The 18,052-nt window shown below is 68.2% G+C and carries 12 protein-coding genes and 1 pseudogene; 10 read left to right on the forward strand and 3 right to left on the reverse strand.

The genetic code is table 11. From position 1 onward, the window contains the following. Window positions 1-134 precede the first annotated feature (134 nt). From ACZ7IB_RS34120 to ACZ7IB_RS34130, 3 genes and pseudogenes are all read left to right on the forward strand, one after another. Window positions 135-1,864: pseudogene (locus tag ACZ7IB_RS34120) on the forward strand (DUF4153 domain-containing protein). Between the two features lie 395 nt (window positions 1,865-2,259). Further along, window positions 2,260-2,970, forward strand: coding sequence for a ribonuclease HII (locus ACZ7IB_RS34125; RefSeq protein WP_470917901.1), 711 nt, complete (start codon window positions 2,260-2,262; stop codon window positions 2,968-2,970). 60 nt (window positions 2,971-3,030) lie between these two features. Next, window positions 3,031-3,651 carry a hypothetical protein gene (locus tag ACZ7IB_RS34130; protein ID WP_470917903.1) on the forward strand — a complete coding sequence of 207 codons (621 nt, stop codon included), beginning with the start codon at window positions 3,031-3,033 and terminating at the stop codon, window positions 3,649-3,651. Between the two features lie 66 nt (window positions 3,652-3,717). On the opposite strand, the gene ACZ7IB_RS34135 is transcribed toward ACZ7IB_RS34130, so the two are convergent. Together ACZ7IB_RS34135 and ACZ7IB_RS34140 are read right to left on the reverse strand one after the other, a co-directional pair. Continuing rightward, a complete protein-coding gene (locus tag ACZ7IB_RS34135) occupies window positions 3,718-4,356 on the reverse strand; it encodes a hypothetical protein (RefSeq protein ID WP_470917905.1) in 639 nt (212 codons plus the stop codon). A gap of 217 nt (window positions 4,357-4,573) precedes the next feature. Continuing rightward, on the reverse strand, window positions 4,574-6,745 hold the full coding sequence (locus ACZ7IB_RS34140; protein WP_470917906.1) for a RecQ family ATP-dependent DNA helicase: 2,172 nt from the start codon (window positions 6,743-6,745) through the stop codon (window positions 4,574-4,576). A 110-nt stretch (window positions 6,746-6,855) separates the two neighbouring features. Here ACZ7IB_RS34140 and ACZ7IB_RS34145 point away from each other — a divergent pair, with 110 nt between their 5' ends. The 6 genes from ACZ7IB_RS34145 to ACZ7IB_RS34170 all read left to right on the forward strand — a co-directional run bounded on the left by ACZ7IB_RS34145 (window position 6,856) and on the right by ACZ7IB_RS34170 (window position 15,052). Then, window positions 6,856-8,154: a DUF4192 domain-containing protein gene (locus tag ACZ7IB_RS34145; RefSeq protein ID WP_470917907.1), complete on the forward strand. Its 1,299-nt coding sequence runs from the start codon at window positions 6,856-6,858 to the stop codon at window positions 8,152-8,154. 376 nt (window positions 8,155-8,530) lie between these two features. Continuing rightward, on the forward strand, window positions 8,531-9,295 hold the full coding sequence (locus ACZ7IB_RS34150) for an NUDIX hydrolase (RefSeq protein WP_266357133.1): 765 nt from the start codon (window positions 8,531-8,533) through the stop codon (window positions 9,293-9,295). Between the two features lie 112 nt (window positions 9,296-9,407). Continuing rightward, window positions 9,408-11,171 carry an ATP-binding cassette domain-containing protein gene (locus ACZ7IB_RS34155; protein ID WP_470917909.1) on the forward strand — a complete coding sequence of 588 codons (1,764 nt, stop codon included), beginning with the start codon at window positions 9,408-9,410 and terminating at the stop codon, window positions 11,169-11,171. Between the two features lie 160 nt (window positions 11,172-11,331). Continuing rightward, window positions 11,332-12,219, forward strand: coding sequence for a FadR/GntR family transcriptional regulator (locus ACZ7IB_RS34160; protein ID WP_470917911.1), 888 nt, complete (start codon window positions 11,332-11,334; stop codon window positions 12,217-12,219). 324 nt (window positions 12,220-12,543) lie between these two features. Further along, a complete protein-coding gene (locus ACZ7IB_RS34165) occupies window positions 12,544-14,091 on the forward strand; it encodes an RNA polymerase sigma factor (protein WP_114249338.1) in 1,548 nt (515 codons plus the stop codon). Window positions 14,092-14,221: 130 nt separating this feature from the next. Next, a complete protein-coding gene (locus ACZ7IB_RS34170) occupies window positions 14,222-15,052 on the forward strand; it encodes a S1 family peptidase (protein WP_470917913.1) in 831 nt (276 codons plus the stop codon). A 101-nt stretch (window positions 15,053-15,153) separates the two neighbouring features. On the opposite strand, the gene ACZ7IB_RS34175 is transcribed toward ACZ7IB_RS34170, so the two are convergent. Then, window positions 15,154-15,387, reverse strand: a complete 234-nt coding sequence (locus ACZ7IB_RS34175; protein ID WP_470917915.1) for a DUF7455 domain-containing protein — start codon at window positions 15,385-15,387, stop codon at window positions 15,154-15,156. Between the two features lie 434 nt (window positions 15,388-15,821). Between ACZ7IB_RS34175 and ACZ7IB_RS34180 the strand changes: the two genes are divergently transcribed. Then, the gene (locus ACZ7IB_RS34180; protein WP_266357128.1) at window positions 15,822-17,942 is read left to right on the forward strand and encodes a DNA gyrase/topoisomerase IV subunit B; all 2,121 of its coding nucleotides are present in this window, start codon (window positions 15,822-15,824) and stop codon (window positions 17,940-17,942) included. The last annotated feature ends 110 nt before the right edge of the window (window positions 17,943-18,052 follow it).

Consider the following 18,052-nt stretch of genomic DNA (forward strand, 5'->3'; position numbering starts at 1 on the left):
GTAAGGGGAAGCTACTCTTTCGGCCACGCCGCCCTCGGTGATCATCCTGACGGGTGTGCACCGAAATGAGACGCCGGGGTGCCCCCGCGCTGCCCAGCGGCGGTGCGTGCAGACCCCGGTGGGGGAGGGGTCCCATGTCCGATCACACGTCAGAAACGCCCCGGCAGGAAGCTGCCCCAGAGCGGTCCGAGCCGTCGGGTCAGTCCGGGACACCCGAGCCGACCGCATTGTCGAAGGCTCCGCTGCCGGAGCCTCGCGGAGCTGCTCCCGAGCCGCCGAAATTGCCGGCATACGCGCAACCGGGCGGGCAACAGCATTCGCCCAACCCCTGGCAGCCAGGCCACCCCCGGCCCCGGCGCTCTCACGGCTGCGCCCGGCCAGGCCCGCCATCATTCGGAGCGCGACGCTCTACTCCGTCCTGACCACCGCGATACTGAGCGCCCTGCTGCTGGGTGACGGCCTCGGCCTGAATCTGCTGATCGTCGCGGTCCCCGCAGCGCTCGCGGCCTTCTTCGCCGCACAGACGGCCGGTCGCCGCCTCCGCCCATGGACAGCTGTCTGGGCGGTCGGTGGCTTGGCGCTCCTCGCCATCCCGGCCCTTCGGGACGCCGGATGGCCCACCTTCCTCGCCGCTGTGTCGGCCGTCGCACTGGGCTCACTCGCCCTGCACGGCAGTCGCAACTGGCTCGGGGTGTTTCTCGGCTCACTGGGCCTGTTCAGCTCCGTCGCCGACGGTCTGGCCTGGGGCGGGCGAGGCGTGCGCGAGCGGATGGCGGGCTCCTGAGGCCGGTTGGGCGTGGTAATCCGCACCACTGCGGTGGCGGTCGTCCTGCTCATCGTGTTCGGGGCACTGTTCGCAAGCGCCGATGCCGCCTTCGCCGATGTGCTCGGCAACCTGATACCCGATGTGTCGGTGGGCGGCAGCCCTTGGCGGTTGTTCCTCTTCGTCGTCGGCCTGATCGGTGCGCTCGCCGCCGCGTACACCGCAGCTGCCCCGGTGCGCTGGGACGGCATCGTCATTCGTCCGGGGAAGGCACGTGGGCGGTTGGAATGGGCCCTGCCGCTCATCGTGCTGAATCTGCTGTTTGCTGTCTTCATCGCCATCCAGGTCGCTGTGCTGCTCGGCGGATACGACAAGGTGATGGCGGAGACCGATCTCAGCTACTCCCAGTACGCCCGGCAGGGTTTCTGGCAGCTTCTCTGGGCCACACTCCTTACGCTGTTGGTGATCGCACTCGCCCTGCGCTGGTCCCCTCGCGGACGGGGGAGCGACCGCACTCTCGTCCGGAGCGTGCTCGGCGTGCTCTGCCTGCTCACCCTCATCGTCGTGGCGTCCGCGCTGAGGCGCATGGACCTGTACGTCGATGCATACGGTCTGACGCGGCTGCGGATATCCGTGGCTGCGGTGGAACTCTGGCTGGGCGTGGTGCTCGTCCTGATCATGGCGGCTGGAGTGTTCGGCGCCCGCCTGCTGCCGCGCGCCGTGGCTGCGAGCGCAGCCGTCGCCGTGTTCACGTTCGGACTGATCTCGCCCGACGGGCTGATCGCGGAGCAGAATGTTCAGCGGTACCGCAACGACCACTCGATCGACATCGACTACCTCCGAGGCCTGTCTGCCGACGCCGTACCCGCCCTGAACACACTGCCCGAGCCGCTCCGCTCCTGTGCCCTCATGGACATGGAACGGTCGCTGCGAGACTCCGACGATCCCTGGTACGCCACGAGCTGGGGCGAGGCGCGGGCCCGGGACATCCTGAGAAAGCGGGGTTCGAACGATCCGACGCAGGCATGCAATGCTTCACGTACGAGCGGCGGAGGCAGTGATCGCGGCGGTGACGGAGACGACTCCTACGACCCGTACTGACGTGGGCTGACCCGCACAGGTGCAGGCCGAGCGACAGCGGTGCGGCCTGCACCTGCTGTGTGTGGGCTGCGGCGGCGTGCTCAATGCTCTGTGCGACAGGCAGGAGGTCCGCAGCCCCGGCTCGGCGCTGCGTTCCGTGCTTCACGAATGTGATGCAGTCACTGCCGAGCACCTCAGCTGGTGATCCTCAATCGCGTTTTCCTGGCGTCGGCACAACACTTCGTGAGCACCGCCTTCGTACGCACAGCTCTTTGGGCGCATGTACCGCAGCAAACTGAACCCCGGGGCCCATGACTATGCCGCAATCCGCTCTGCGGCTCGTTGTGCGGCCGGGGTGGCCGTCGGGTGCCCCGGGGTGTTGTCGGCGTCCCCATCGGCGTACGCTGACAGGCGCCATGCCGTACGAACCACCCACGCACACCGTCGAGCGCTCACTGCGCGCTACCACTGGTGCCAAGACCGTCGCCGGTGTCGACGAGGTCGGACGCGGGGCGTGGGCGGGTCCGGTCACTGTGTGTGCGGCCGTCACCGGCCTTCGCAGACCTCCCGCCGGACTCACCGACTCCAAGCTGATCAGTCCCAAGCGCCGCGCCGAGCTGGCCCCGTTGCTGGAGCGCTGGGTCACTGCGTTCGGTCTGGGTGATGCCTCTGCGCAGGAGATCGACGACTTGGGGATGACGGCTGCACTGCGCCTCGCCGCTGCGCGCGCCCTCGAAGCCCTGCCGGTGAGGCCCGACGCGGTGATACTCGATGGCAAACACGACTACCTGGGACGGCCGTGGCAGGTCCGCACAGTGATCAAGGGCGACCAGTCCTGTATCGCGGTCGCGGCTGCTTCGGTGATCGCGAAGGTCCGACGGGACACGATGATGGCCGAACTGGGCGCGGATTCCGGCGAGTACGCCGCCTTCGCCTTCGGTGCCAACGCCGGATACCCGTCGCCCGTGCACAGGGCCGCGCTGGAGGAGTGGGGACCCACACCCCACCACCGCCTCTCGTGGTCCTACCTCGACGCGCTGCCCAGGTGGCAGCACCTCAAGAAGGTCCGCTTCTCCGCCGAGGCGGCTGCACTGGAAAGCGGGGGCCAACTCGGCTTCGACTTCTGATCGCGCACATGTACCCACCCGCTGATGCCTTGAGTGTCGGCGTTTGATAGACAACCACCCATGCCTCTCATCCCCGAGGAGCCTCAGATTCACGAGAGCGTCCAGGGTCCCCGCGTCTCTCCGGCCGCAGGCCGCACCGCGTCGACCCCCCGTCCTGTACCCGGTCCGCGTTCAGCGGCCATGCCGCGCCCCGGTCGCCCGGGACCCGGCCCCGCGAGGCCCGCGCCCCCGGCGCAGCGTCCGCACTCCACCTCCGGCCAGCCGCAGGCGGCCCGGCCGGAGGATCGTTCCGCACCGCAGATCCAGCTGATCCCCGCCTCAGCTGCCGGCGCACTCGACGCTGCCGACGAGGCGGTGGACCTGCTGCTCGACTCCGGACGCGCACCAGGCGACATCCTGGTGCTCACCACTGGTGAGCAGCACCCGTGGGCAGTGCACGAACTCTCCTTCGGCGAGGCCGCCTACTGGGCGCAGCACGAAGCCGGCGATGACGTCTTCTTCGCCGGTGCCGCAGCCACGGAGCGGGTGAAGCCCCGCCCCGTGGCGATCGTCGCCGTCAACGGCGACGGCGGTGACGCCCTTGCCGGCACACTGTCCGGTGCGCGGGAACGCGCCGGTGCCCTGCTGATCGTGTGCGGGGACCCGCAGCGGATCAACGCGGTGCTCGGCGCCGACGTCTGATCCGTAGGGACACAGGGCCGTGGTGACCCGGCTGCCCGACAGGGCGGCCGGGTCACCAACCACGGGTCAGCGTGCCGCGGTGCGTCGCAGCGCCTGAGCCGCACCGCCGCCGGTGCGCAGTGGGACCGGATCGTGGTCGAGCGATGTGTCGGCAAGAGCGGACGGTTGTGATGTCGAGCTGGGCCGACGCCCACCCCGGCCCTCGCCCAGCACCTGCCAGCCGCCGCGGGTCAGCGTGATGTACGCGCCGCACCGAAGGCCGTGCAATGTGCAGGCGTCCCGCAGGCCCCACATCCACGCCCCATCCTCCTCCGTCCAACGCTGGTCCCCCTCGCGGCAGTAGAGCAGTATTGCGGTACGGACAGGTGTGCGGCGGCGCAGGTCGTGCGGGATGACCCGCCGCAGATGCGCCAGCAACGCGTTGCGGAACTCCCAGCCGTCCGCGGCTATGGAGCGGCTGGCGAACGAGGCACTGGCCGTGAGGCGTTCCTCATGGTCGAGTACGGCGACGACAGCCGTCGCCGGGGTCGGCCGGTGCCGGGCGTGCAGGCCGCTGACAACCTCGCGGGGGCTGCGCAGCAACGGTATGCCCGCTTCGGCCCACTCGGCCGGTTCGAGCATCCTGGCAAGGCGGTTGACGGAATCGGCAGATGCCGAGGACGCCGACATCGAAGTGGCTGCGGACGGAGCGAATCCGAAGGTCACGATCCTCCCTTCGCATACGCGCCCACGGTGCGGGCAGGGTCGGGTGAGGGCGCACCGCGGCACAGCCCTTCTGGGCCGCGAAAGGGCCGTGCGGGGAGCGAGTCCAATTCTTGCTGGCGTATCGGCAGGCGGCAACGAGCAATTGGCGCAGCTGACGGAAATCAGCCGGAATGACTCTGATATCCCTGCCCACGCTCTGCCTGGATGACGCTTCCTGTCACGCCTGAACGGCAAGGACCAGCGGAAACACTCCCTGCGCCCCGGCCCGACGCAGCAGCCGTGCGGCCACGGCCAGTGTCCAGCCGGTGTCCGAGAGATCGTCCACAAGCAGCACGGGACCGCCCGCCGCGGCCAAGGTGTCGGCCAGCTCGGGCTCTACAACCAGTGCTTCGTGCAGAGCCCGGACCCGCTGTGCGCTGTTGGTCTGCGAGATCCGTACCCCGGCGGCCGTCGGTGCGTAGGCGACGCTGCCGAGCAGGGGCATCCGGCCGACCTCGGCGATGCGGCTGCCGAGTGACTGGATGAGCTGAGGCTTGCTGCGCGAGGCGATGGTGACCACCCCGACCGGTCGGGGCGCGGCGTCCTCGGCCTTGGATGCCCAGCCCCCGGGCCCCTTGGCCCAGTCGGCCAGCACGCTCACCACCGCGTTGGTCACGTCGTCCGGCACGGGGGCATCCGGTGTCTGCGCCGCCAGCATCGGGCGCAGCCGGTTGCCCCAGCCGATGTCGGAGAGCCGGCCCAGTGCGCGGCCGGTGAACGACAGTTCTCCGGCAGGAATACGGCCCTTGAGATCGATGCCCACGGCGGCGAGACCGGTCGGCCACATCTTGCGGGCCTCCACCTCCACGCCGGGCCTGGCGAGTTCGCCCCGCGCACCGTCCAGGGCCGCATCGGACACGTGGTCTTCGAAGCGGGCTCCCGCGCAGTTGTCGCAGCGCCCGCACACGGTTGCCTGCTCGTCGTCCAACTGGCGGCGAAGGAACTCCATCCGGCAGCCGGTCGTCGTCGCGTAATCGCGCATCGCCTGCTGCTCGGAAGCCCGTTGGCGGGCCACCCAGGCGTAGCGCTCGGAGTCGTACACCCAAGACTCACCCGTGGCGATCCAGCCGCCCTTGACCCGCCTGACCGCGCCATCGACATCGAGCACCTTGAGCATGGTCTCCAGCCGGGTGCGTCTCAGGTCGACCAACGGCTCCAGAGCCGGCAGTGAAAGTGGACGGCCGGCCTGGGCGAGAGCATCGATCGTCCGCCGGACCTGCTCCTCGGGAGGGAAGGCAACCGATGCGAAGTACTGCCAGATCGCCTCGTCCTCCTTGCCCGGGAGCAGCAGCACCTCCGCATGCTCGACACCGCGGCCCGCGCGTCCCACCTGCTGGTAGTAGGCGATGGGGGAGGAAGGCGAGCCGAGATGAACGACGAAACCCAGGTCGGGCTTGTCGAATCCCATGCCCAGCGCGGACGTTGCCACCAGGGCCTTGACACGGTTGGCAAGGAGGTCGTCCTCGGCCTGCTGACGGTCGGCATTCTCGGTGCGGCCGGTGTATGACGCCACCGTGTGCCCGCACTGGCGCAGATATGTGGTGATCTCCTCGGCGGCCGCGACCGTCAGCGTGTAGATGATCCCCGAGCCGGGGAGTTCCTTGAGATGATCGCCCAGCCAGGCCAGCCGATGCGCGGCATTGGGCAGTTGAAGGACGCTGAGGCTGAGGCTCTCCCGATCCAGCGGGCCACGCAGTACGAGCGCATCCGTACCCGCGCCGGTCCCCAGTTGCTCAGCGACATCCGCGGTCACCCGTGCGTTCGCGGTGGCGGTGGTCGCCAGCACGGGTACACCGGCAGGCAGGTCGGCCAACATGGTCCGCAGACGTCGGTAGTCGGGCCGGAAGTCATGGCCCCAGTCGGAAATGCAGTGCGCCTCGTCGACCACGAGCAGCCCGGTCGCGGCGGCAAGCCGGGGCAGGACCTGATCCCGGAAATCGGGATTGTTGAGCCGCTCGGGGCTGACCAGCAGCACGTCCACCTCCCCGGCCGCCACCTCGGCCTGAACGGTGTCCCACTCCTCGGTGTTGGACGAATTGATCGTGCGGGCGCTGATTCCGGCCCGAGCCGCTGCCGCGACCTGGTTACGCATCAACGCCAGCAGCGGCGACACGATCACGGTCGGTCCACCACCCTGCGCGCGGAGCAGCGACGTCGCGACGAAGTACACGGCGGACTTGCCCCAGCCGGTTCGCTGGACGACCAGGGCTCTGCGCTTGTCGGCGACGAGAGCCTCGATGGCCCGCCACTGGTCCTCCCGCAGTCGTGCAGCGCCTGAGGTGTCCCCGACGAGTCGGGCAAGTACGGAATCGGCTGAAGCCCTGAGCTCTGCGCGGTCTGCGTTGGTCATGCCCCCATGCAACCCGATGGCTACGACAAACCGCGAACGGCCCCGCGGCCCTGTGGATAAAGTTATCCACAGGGGTCGCGGAATTTGGCCGCCCGCGGGACGGTCATGCCATGAACCAGCACCACGAATCCACCGGTCCGGCCGATGAGCAGCAGATCACTCTGCGGGGGCCTGCCGAACTCGCCGATGCCCTCCCGTATCTCATGGGGTTCCACCCGAACGACAGCGTGGTCATGGTCGCCCTGCACGGCGGCCGGGGCCGTTTCGGCGGGCGGCTCAGGCTCGGCATCCCGCAGTCACCTCAAGAATGGCCACCCGTCGCCGAGCAGCTTGCCGAGTGCCTGATCAAGGGGAGCGAGCGGCGCGGGGAGCGCCCTGACGCGATCGTCATCTTCCTCTGCCAGGATCCTGCCGAAGGTGAGAGCGGCAGTCAGATCATGGAGCGGCTGAAGCCCCTTGCCCAGCGTCTGCGTACGGCCTGCGGTGCGTTCGACGTACCCGTACTCGAAGCGCTCTGTATCTCTGCCGGCCGGTACTGGTCGTACTGCTGCCCGGACGAGCGTTGCTGTCCGGTCGAAGGAAACCAGCTGGCTCTGCCCGGCACCTCGGTGATGGCGGCTGCCGCCGCATACGCGGGCATTCAGGTGCGCGGAACGCTTCGGGAGATGGAGGCCAGGCTTGCACCCCTGAGCACGACGGTGGCTGCAGAACAGCAACGGGCACTCGACTCGGCCGGGGTCGAACTGGTGCCGAAGATCCTCGACGAGGTGGGACGCAAGGACGTGGCCCGAGAGACCTTGGGGCTTGCCCGAAGGCTCATGAAACGCCTCAGGGAGGCGCCGGTTACGGTGCCCTCCGCGTCGGACATCAATGACGACCGGCTGATCAGCCATGAGGAGGCCGCTTCGGTGATCTTCGGTCTGCAGGACCGGGAAACCCGTGACAAGGCCGCCGAATGGATGGAAGGGCCTGAAGCCGATTCCGCGTTGCGACTCTGGCGGGCGCTGTCCCGTCGCTGCGTTGCACCGTACGAGGAGCACGCCGCGGCGCCGCTGACCCTGGCCGGGTGGGTCTCCTGGTCGACGGGCGATGAACCGGGCGCACGGGTCGCGCTGGGTCTCGCCCTGCGGGTGGATCCCGGGTACACCTTTGCTCAACTTCTCCATGAGGCGTGCAACCAAGGCCTTGATCCGGAGACGCTGCGTCGCTGTCTACGGGGGGAGCGCAGTGCTCGGACGGGCCGTCGCGGCCACCGTACGGACCGGAGCACGCGGTCCCGCACGGCACGCCCGACCGCCCCACGGCGCAGGAAGACCCCATCCGGCTCCGCCCGCCCCGAAACGGCGACCACCCGACGCCGGCCAGGGCAAGTCTCCCCCAGCCGTCGCGGGTCCAGGAGCGGTCGATGACCCTCGTGCCTTGTCGCTCCGACCCCTGACGGGGGCCGGCAGCGCCCGGGCGGTCGTCGTCGACGGCCGTCGCCCGAGGCTGCGGGGGCGGCCGGTGCTCCGTACGACACCGGCTTGAGGGTGTACACGGCCCACTGTGGTGAAGTCGGTGCCGACTCAAAGGCCGGCCCCGGTTGGACCCCCAAGCTGCGGGGGCGGCCGGCAGGAGGCGCCATGGTGCGCGGATTCGGTGATCTCCAGGGCGTCCATGGCCGGCGCCCTGGAGATTCCCGGCCGGTGAGCGGGCCGGTGCCACAGCGAGGAATCTGGCGTCATGACGGACGAAGAGCACGGCGAAGGGAGTGTTTATCGTCAGGCAGACGACTATGATCACCGCATGCCGCCCTACGACCCGTCGACCTTCCCGCCCTTCGCTGTCACCGTCGACCTGGTCGTGCTCACGGTGCGCCGTCATGCGCTCTGCGCGCTGGTGGTACGCCGCGGTGAGCCGCCGTTCCAGGGCCGATGGGCACTGCCCGGCGGGTTCGTCAAAGCCGATGAGGATCTCGGAGCCGCAGCAGCGCGTGAGCTCGTCGAGGAGACCGGCCTGTGCGCCCAGGATCCCGCAGCCCCGGCGGTCGGCAACGGCGCCCATCTCGAACAGCTCGCCACCTACGGCGACCCCGGGCGTGACCCCCGGATGAGGGTTGTCAGCGTTGCTCACCTCGCTCTGGCCCCTGATCTTCCGGCCCCCCGGGCGGGTGGCGATGCGAACAGTGCGCGTTGGGCGCCTGTCGAGGATCTGCTCGGACCGGAGGGTGGCTTCGGCCATGAGGGCGAAAACCAGGCCCCACTGGCTTTCGATCACGCGCAGATCCTTGCCGACGGCGTCGAACGGGCGCGTTCCAAGATCGAGTACTCCTCCCTGGCCACCGCTTTCTGCCCGCCGGCTTTCACGGTCGGTGAGCTTCGGAGGGTGTACGAGGCGGTGTGGGGCGTGGTTCTCGACCCGCGGAACTTTCACCGCAAGGTGACAGGCACGCCCGGCTTCCTGGTGCCTGCAGGCGGGACGACCACTCGGCAGGGCGGCCGCCCTGCCCAGCTCTTCCGGGCCGGTGCGGCCACGGTGCTCAACCCGCCGATGCTGAGGCCAGAAGTCTGACCTTGCGGAACGCCCGCAAGGTCGATGCTGCGCGAAAAGTCGGATATGTCGCGTTATCTTGCTGCGGTACGCTCCCCGCCGCCGAGCGGTCTCACCTTCCGCGAGAGAAGCGATGCTCCAGGCCATCGGACTCACCAGCGCCCGCCGCCGTGGCCTTCCGGCCGCCGTGGACGATCTCACCTTCGAAGCTCAGCCCGGCCGCGTCACCGCACTTCTGGGCGCCCCCGGCTCGGGCAAGACCACAGCCCTCCGCCTGATGCTCGAACTCGACTCGGGGCGGGGGGTCACCTACTTCCGGGGCAGGCCGCTGCACCGCATCCCGCACCCCGCGCGTGAGGTGGGCGTACTCCTCGGGGACGTGCCGGGTCACCCCGCCCGTACCGCCCGCGGCCAACTCCGCATGCTCTGCGCCGCCGCAGGCGTACCGGCGTCCCGGGCCGACGAACTGCTCGAGACCGTCGGTCTTGCCGGACTCCGGGACCAGCGCATCGGTACTCTCTCGCTCGGCATGGACCGCCTGCTCGCCCTCGCTTCGGCGCTGCTCGGCGACCCGCACACGCTCATCCTCGACGACCCCGTCGAAGGTCTCTCTCCGAGTGAGGAGTGCTGGTTGCACGGGCTGCTGCAGGCCCATGCCGCCCAGGGCGGGACCGTTCTGTACACCACGACCGATCCCAAGGAGGCCGCGCGAGCAGCCGACCATGTGGTCACCATCGACGGCGGACGTCTCGTCGCCGACCAGAGCATCAGGGACTTCTCCCGGACCCGACTCCGGCCCCGGGTCGCGGTCCGTAGCCCACACGCAGCCCGCCTTGCCGCCGTCGTCAGCCGCGAGGCCCGAGCGGCCAGGCGCTCGGTCGAGGTGGTCACCGAAGCGAGCAGCCTCCTCTCCGTGTACGGCTCCACCTGTGCGGAGATCGGCGACGCGGCATTCCGGCACGGGCTTCCGGTGCACCGGCTCGCCGACGAGGTCGGCGACACCGGTCCCACAGAACCTGCAGATGCCGCAGACCCCGCTGTCGGCGAAGGCGAAGGGCAAGTCGAACCACGACCGGCCGCGAGGGCAGCCGGCCCGGAACTGCCGCCGCCGATCCGACGCCGCCCGCCCCGTGGCCCGCTCCACCCGCTGCGATACGAACTGCGCCGCCTCTTCGGGGTCAGGACAACAACCTTGATCGTGGGTGCTGTTCTGGTCGCCTCGGTCGGGCTTTCCGTCCTACTCGCCCGCTCCGGCCATGCTCAGCTGCCGAAGGTGTTGGCGGCCTGGCCGTCGCTGCTGCCATTGCCGCCCGCAGCAGTCGGGGCCGGACTGCTCGGTGCCCTCTCGTTCGGCGACGAGTTCCGCTACCCCGCGTTGGCGGCGGGCCGAGGCGCCGTTCCCCGCCGCCTGGGGTTGCTTCTTGCCAAGCTCGTGGTGTCAGCGGGCGTCGCCCTGGTGCTCGCTCTGACTGTCGTGCTGGCCTCCGCCGAAGCCCTTCACCTTGTGTACGGCAACGAGATCAAGGGCCCTTCGAATTCGGTATATCTGAGTGCGAGTTGGGCGGGGCTGACCGTGGGTTGCGCCTGGGCGGGCCTCCTGGCCGCCGGAGTCTTCAGGGTGACGACGGCCGGTATCGCTGCGGTACTTGCCGTCCCTGTGCTCGTCGTGCCGATTGTCCAGGGCTTGCTGACGGGGTCGGCCTCTCGTCCGGTCGTCGGGCTTCCAGCCAGACTCCGCGAGCTGGTGTGGCCGCGCTGGCCGCAGGAGACGGATCGATGGGTGGCAGTTGTCGTGCGCGTGGTGGCACACCCGGTGGGGGCTGCGTTGTCGTTGTCGTTGTCGGTCCTGATCTGTGCGTATCTGTTCACCAGCCTTCGCGGCAGGGTCCGTTGGTGATCGCAGGGCGGTGGCGGATCTCTCCGAGCCTCACAACTTCCTTGAAGGTGCCCGATTTCAACCAATAAGGCGTCAATTGGGGGGTGGGTGCCGATCACCCTTTCGTGTGCTTTTCACCAAAGACCTCAAGGGTCGGCTGGGCCGCGCCGACAAAGGATGCGTGAGTACCCTTGCGCACACCATGATGACCGCCGCCCGCTCCGCCGACTCCGGCCTCGCCGGCCCGGGTGAACTCGACCGCTACCCGTATGCGGAGGCGCCGACCGGCGAGCGTGCCGCTCTTCGCTCCTGGGACGGCCCCGATGCCGAGCTCGGCCGGGCGAGCCGGCGAGGCTCAGCCAGCCGTGGCCGTGGCCTCCACGGCCAACTCGTTCAGCAGCTGGGCCAGATGATCGTCTCCGGTGATCTGGGCGCCGACCGCCCCCTTGTGCCGGAAGAGATCGGTCAGCGTTTCGAGGTCTCCCGCACCGTCGTACGTGAATCGCTGCGCGTTCTTGAGGCCAAAGGCCTGGTCAGCGCCCGGCCCAATGTGGGTACCCGGGTCCGCCCCGTCAGTGACTGGAATCTGCTGGACCCTGACATCATCGAATGGCGTGCCTTCGGCCCTCAGCGCGAGGATCAGCGTCGTGAGCTGGGGGAGCTCCGGTGGACGATCGAGCCGCTCGCTGCCCGTCTCGCCGCAGGTCACGGCCGTGAGGACATTCAGCAGCGCCTCGGTGACATGGTCGAGATCATGGGGCACGCGCTCGGGCAGGGCGACGGGATCACCTGCTCCCGGGCCGACGCGGAGTTCCACTCCCTGCTCATCCAGGCGGCGGGCAATCGCATGCTTGAGCACCTCTCCGGCATCGTCTCGGCGGCCCTGCAGGTCTCGGGCGGTCCAGTCACGGGCTGTGACCGCCCCGGCGAGACATCCCTCGGCCACCATGCCCGGATCGTCGATGCCCTCGCATCCGGCGACTCGGCGGGCGCCGAAGCTGCCATGCGTCAACTGCTCGTCGTCCACCCCGAGGTGGAGCGGGTGGTGCCCGCGCCCCGCGAGCACTGAGCGCAACACGGCCAGGGTGTACGAACCACGTGTCGCCGGGCCCCAGCGGTCCGGCGGCGCAATTGTGGGGGGATGGTACCTCTGGTCACGTTCGTCGCAAATGAGGTGTGACTCGGGCCACGCGGATTGGGCGTAACACTCCTCGAAACAGTGCGATGACTTAAGAGGTGACCGCCGCGGAAGGAATACAGCAGCCATTCAGTGCGCTGTGCAGTTCTGAGGCCAAACCCGCGCCGTCGGTACATTCCCAGCCCGACGGTCGTCGGCTCCAGCCCTCTCCAGGGCCGGGCCGGAAGCCGTTTCCATCGTTCCGAGAGGTTGTTCGTGTCGGCCAGCACATCCCGTACGCTCCCGCCGGAGATCGCCGAGTCCGAGTCTGTGATGGCGCTCATCGAGCGGGGAAAGGCTGATGGGCAGATCGCCGGCGATGACGTGCGTCGGGCCTTCGAGGCTGACCAGATTCCGCCAACCCAGTGGAAGAATGTTCTGCGCAGCCTCAACCAGATCCTCGAGGAAGAGGGTGTGACGCTGATGGTCAGTGCCGCGGAGCCGTCAAAGCGTGCCCGCAAGAGCGTCGCAGCAAAGAGCCCGGTCAAGCGCACCGCCACCAAGACTGTCGCGGCCAAGACGACCGTGACCAGGACCGTCGCGGCCACTGCCGCCCCGTCGGCAGAGACCGTGGACGTGGTGGCTGACGACGCTGCCGCGGCCGGCCCTGCGAAGAAGGCGGCAGCCAAGAAGACGGCTGCCAAGAAGACCGCCGTGAAGAAGACGGCGGCCAAGAAGACAGCAACGAAGAAGTCCGGAAAGCAGGATGACGAGCTCCTCGACGGCGACGAGGCGGCCGAAGAAGTAAAGGCCGGCAAGGGCGAGGAAGAGGAGGGCGAGGGCGAGAACAAGGGCTTCGTCCTCTCCGACGACGACGAGGACGACGCACCTGCGCAGCAGGTCGCCGTCGCCGGCGCCACCGCTGACCCGGTCAAGGACTACCTGAAGCAGATCGGCAAGGTTCCCCTCCTCAACGCCGAGCAGGAGGTCGAGCTCGCCAAGCGCATCGAGGCCGGTCTGTTCGCCGAGGACAAGCTGGCGAACTCCGACAAACTCGCGCCGAAGCTCAAGCGCGAACTGGAGATCATCGCCGAGGATGGCCGCCGCGCCAAGAACCACCTGCTGGAGGCCAACCTCCGTCTCGTGGTTTCGCTGGCCAAGCGCTATACCGGCCGCGGCATGCTCTTCCTGGACCTCATCCAGGAGGGCAACCTCGGTCTGATCCGCGCGGTCGAGAAGTTCGACTACACCAAGGGCTACAAGTTCTCGACGTACGCCACCTGGTGGATCCGTCAGGCGATCACCCGCGCCATGGCCGACCAGGCCCGCACCATCCGCATCCCGGTGCACATGGTCGAGGTCATCAACAAGCTCGCCCGTGTGCAGCGTCAGATGCTCCAGGACCTGGGCCGCGAGCCCACTCCGGAGGAGCTGGCCAAGGAACTCGACATGACCCCCGAGAAGGTCATCGAGGTCCAGAAGTACGGTCGTGAGCCGATCTCCCTCCACACCCCGCTGGGTGAGGACGGGGACAGTGAATTCGGTGACCTGATTGAGGACTCCGAGGCGGTCGTCCCGGCCGACGCGGTCAGCTTCACGCTCCTCCAGGAGCAGCTGCACTCGGTGCTCGACACGCTCTCCGAGCGTGAGGCGGGCGTGGTCTCGATGCGCTTCGGTCTCACCGACGGACAGCCGAAGACGTTGGACGAGATCGGCAAGGTCTACGGCGTGACGCGCGAGCGCATCCGTCAGATCGAGTCGAAGACCATGTCGAAGCTGCGCCATCCGTCGCGTTCGCAGGTGCTGCGCGACTACCTCGACTAGGTCGCAGAAGCACACAGACCGAGGGCCCGGATCCCGTGGGAGCCGGGCCTTCGGCCTATCTGCGGGTGCGGTCGGCGACGGGTCGGATGACTCTGGGTGGGAATGGTTCACCACAGAGTCAGGAGTGCGCATGTCCCGTACGGTTTTTCGCGCCATGGCCGGGGTGTTCGCCCTTGTTGCCGCTACGGCTGCGACAGCGCTCGGATCCCCCGCTGCGGCTGTTTCGGACAGCATCGTCATCGGTGGCCAGCCCGCGCACGTCAAGGACAGCCCCTGGGTTGTGGCACTGTCCAGCCGCGACCGGTTCGGAGAGACGCGCGCCGGGCAGTTCTGCGGCGGTGTCGTGGTGGCGCCGAAGAAGGTACTGACCGCTGCGCACTGCCTGAGCCGGGAGGCGCTCGGCGTCGATGTCGGCGAGGTGCGCGATATGCGGGTCATCTCCGGCCGCGACGCCCTGCGCGGGACTGGAGGGCAGGAGACACCGGTACAGGCGGTGTGGAGCAATCCGGGGTTCGACCCCACCACGAACGCGGGGGACCTGGCGGTGCTCACCCTGGCCGACGAGCTGCCCGCCAAGAGCGTGATCCCGATGGCTGAATCCGGTGACGCGGCATACGAGCCGGGTACCGGCGCCGTCGTCTACGGGTGGGGTGACACGACCGGCAACAGCGACTATGCGTCGTCACTCCGCTCCGCCGAAGTGAGCGTCCTGCCGGACACCCTGTGCCGGCAGGCCTACCCGGGCGGCGGAGACGGTACGTACGACGCCTCAGCGATGCTCTGCGCGGGCGAACTGCTGGGTGGGCACGACGCATGCCAGGGCGACAGCGGCGGGCCGCTGGTGGCCCGTGGGCGGCTCATCGGGCTGGTGTCCTGGGGGAACGGCTGCGCCCGGGTCGGGAGCCCTGGCGTGTACACGCGGATCTCCGCTGCGATCGGCTGGATGCCGGGCGGTGGCTGAACGACATCACTGCGGGTACGAGAACGGGCGGCTTCCCCATTCGGGAAGCCGCCCGCCGTCAGGTCTGGGACCCGACCCTGGCTCGTCGTGGATGCGAGGTGTCAGTGTTGTTCCTCTTCGACGGCTTGGGCCTGCACGGCCGTCAGCCGGTCCGTCTCATCCTGTATTTCCGCGGCGATCTTCTTGAGTTCCGGCTCGAACTTGCGACCGTGGTGGGCGCAGAAGAGCAGTTCACCGCCGCTGATCAGGACGACGCGCAGATATGCCTGGGCGCCGCAACGGTCACAGCGGTCTGCTGCGGTCAGCGGGCTCGCGGGGGTCAGAACAGTAGTCACGTCGCCTCTTCTCTAGCTCGACGAGCTGTCGTACCAGGGTCAACATCCAACCAGGCCGAAAACGTTCCCGCTCGTGGCTTTTCTTCGAAACTTCTTCTCAAGATGGCTGTCTGTTGCCGGTTGGCGGCGAATGTGCCGTATTGCGTAGCGCTACGGTTTCGCGTTGCTTGTCTTGGTGGATCCTCCCGGCTGGCTTGCCGGTTTGTTCATGAGGACGTGCCCGGAGCCTAAATGGTTCATGCCTGGAAGGGAACGTGATGTTCACGTCACTCCTACGAGGGATCGAACGTGTATGCGAGGCTGGACTAGTGTGAGGGTTCTCGGAGGGTGGCGTTACAACCGCTCTACCAGGCCTCGGTACCCTCTCAGCGGCGACCGAAGCCGAGCCCGTCACCGACTGGGCCCCAAATGAAATTCAGCGAGGAGCGAACCGCGTGACCGCCGATACGTCCGTGCCGTCCACTGCGCTGCTGACCGGAGCAGACCGAGACGGTTCCAACTACACCGCGCGGCACCTGCTCGTACTCGAGGGGCTCGAAGCGGTTCGCAAGCGTCCCGGTATGTACATCGGGTCCACCGACAGCCGCGGTCTCATGCACTGCCTCTGGGAGATCATCGACAACTCGGTCGACGAGGCTCTTGGCGGCTACTGCGATCACATCGAGGTCATCCTCCACGACGACAATTCCGTGGAGGTTCGGGACAACGGGCGCGGTATCCCCGTCGACGTCGAGCCCAAGACGGGCCTGTCCGGCGTCGAAGTTGTGATGACCAAGCTGCACGCCGGTGGAAAGTTCGGCGGCGGCTCGTACGCCGCGTCGGGCGGTCTGCACGGCGTCGGCGCCTCCGTGGTCAACGCGCTCTCCGCCCGGCTGGACGTCGAGGTCGACCGCAACAGCGCGACCCACTCGATCAGCTTCCGGCGCGGAGTCCCGGGGATCTTCACCGAGCAGGGACCTGACAGCCCGTTCGACCCGGCCAACGGCCTGCTCAAGGGCAAGCGGGTGCCGAAGGCGCGCACCGGCACCAGGGTGCGTTATTGGGCGGACCGGCAGATCTTCCTCAAGGACGCCAAACTCAACCTGGAGACGCTCCACCAGCGGGCACGGCAGACGGCCTTCCTCGTCCCCGGCCTCACGATCGTCGTCCGTGACGAGCGCGCTCTCGACGGTGAGGGCAAGACCGAGGAGACCTTCCGCTTCGACGGCGGTATCAGTGAATTCTGCGAGTACCTCGCCCAGGACAAGGCGGTCTGCGACGTCCTGCGCCTGACCGGTCAGGGCACTTTCAAGGAGACCGTGCCGGTCCTGGACGAGCGCGGACACATGACGGCGACCGAGGTCACCCGCGAACTCGCCGTCGACATCGCCCTGCGCTGGGGCACCGGATACGACACCAACCTCAAGTCCTTCGTCAACATCATCGCCACCCCCAAGGGCGGCACCCATGTGACCGGATTTGAACGCTCCGTGACCAAGACGGTCAACGAGGCGCTGCGCTCCGCCAAGCTGCTCCGCGTCGCCGAGGACGACATCGTCAAGGACGACGCACTGGAGGGTCTCACCGCGGTCGTCACCGTGAGACTGGCGGAGCCGCAGTTCGAGGGCCAGACCAAGGAGGTGCTCGGCACCTCGGCGGCCAACCGGATCGTCGCCAACGTCGTGGCCAAGGAACTCAAGGCGTTCCTGACCTCGACGAAGCGCGATGCCAAGGCCCAGGCGAGGGCGGTCCTGGACAAGGCCGTGGCGGCCGCGCGCACCCGCATCGCGGCCCGTCAGCACAAGGACGCACAGCGCCGCAAGACAGCGCTGGAGTCTTCCTCGCTGCCGGCGAAGCTCGCCGACTGCCGCAGCGACGACGTGGACCGCAGCGAGCTCTTCATCGTCGAGGGCGACTCCGCGCTCGGTACGGCCAAGCTCGCCCGGAACAGCGAGTTCCAGGCACTGCTGCCGATCCGGGGCAAGATCCTCAATGTCCAGAAGGCGTCAGTCTCGGACATGCTGAAGAACGCCGAGTGCGGTGCGATCATCCAGGTCATAGGAGCCGGGTCGGGGCGAACCTTCGATATCGACGCCGCTCGCTACGGGAAAATCGTCCTGCTGGTGGACGCCGATGTCGACGGCGCGCACATCCGTATCTTGCTGCTGACGCTGTTCCAGCGCTACATGCGGCCCATGGTCGAGGCAGGTCGGGTCTTCGCCGCCGTGCCCCCGCTGCACCGGATCGAGCTTGTCCAGCCCAAGAAGGGCCAGGACAAGTACATCTACACGTACTCCGACGGCGAGCTGCGTCAGCGGCTGCTGGAACTGCAGCGGAAGAACATCCGGTACAAGGACTCGATCCAGCGCTACAAGGGTCTGGGCGAGATGGACGCCGACCAGCTGGCGGAGACCACGATGGACCCCCGGTACCGCACACTGCGGCGGATCAACATCGGCGACCTGGAATCGTCCGAGCAGGTTTTCGATCTGCTGATGGGCAATGAGGTGGCGCCGCGCAAGGAGTTCATCACCAGCTCGGCCGCCACCTTGGACCGCTCACGCATCGACGCCTGAGTGTCGGGGGGGGGGCGGGGGGGTGGGGGGAGGGATGAGGCACAAAGGAGACGACCACCGGCAGCTCCTAATACAACGGTGTGTTCTCCTCTTGAGGAGGTGGAAGCTCT

The sequence above is a fragment of the Streptomyces sp. NPDC037301 genome (assembly GCF_055602785.1).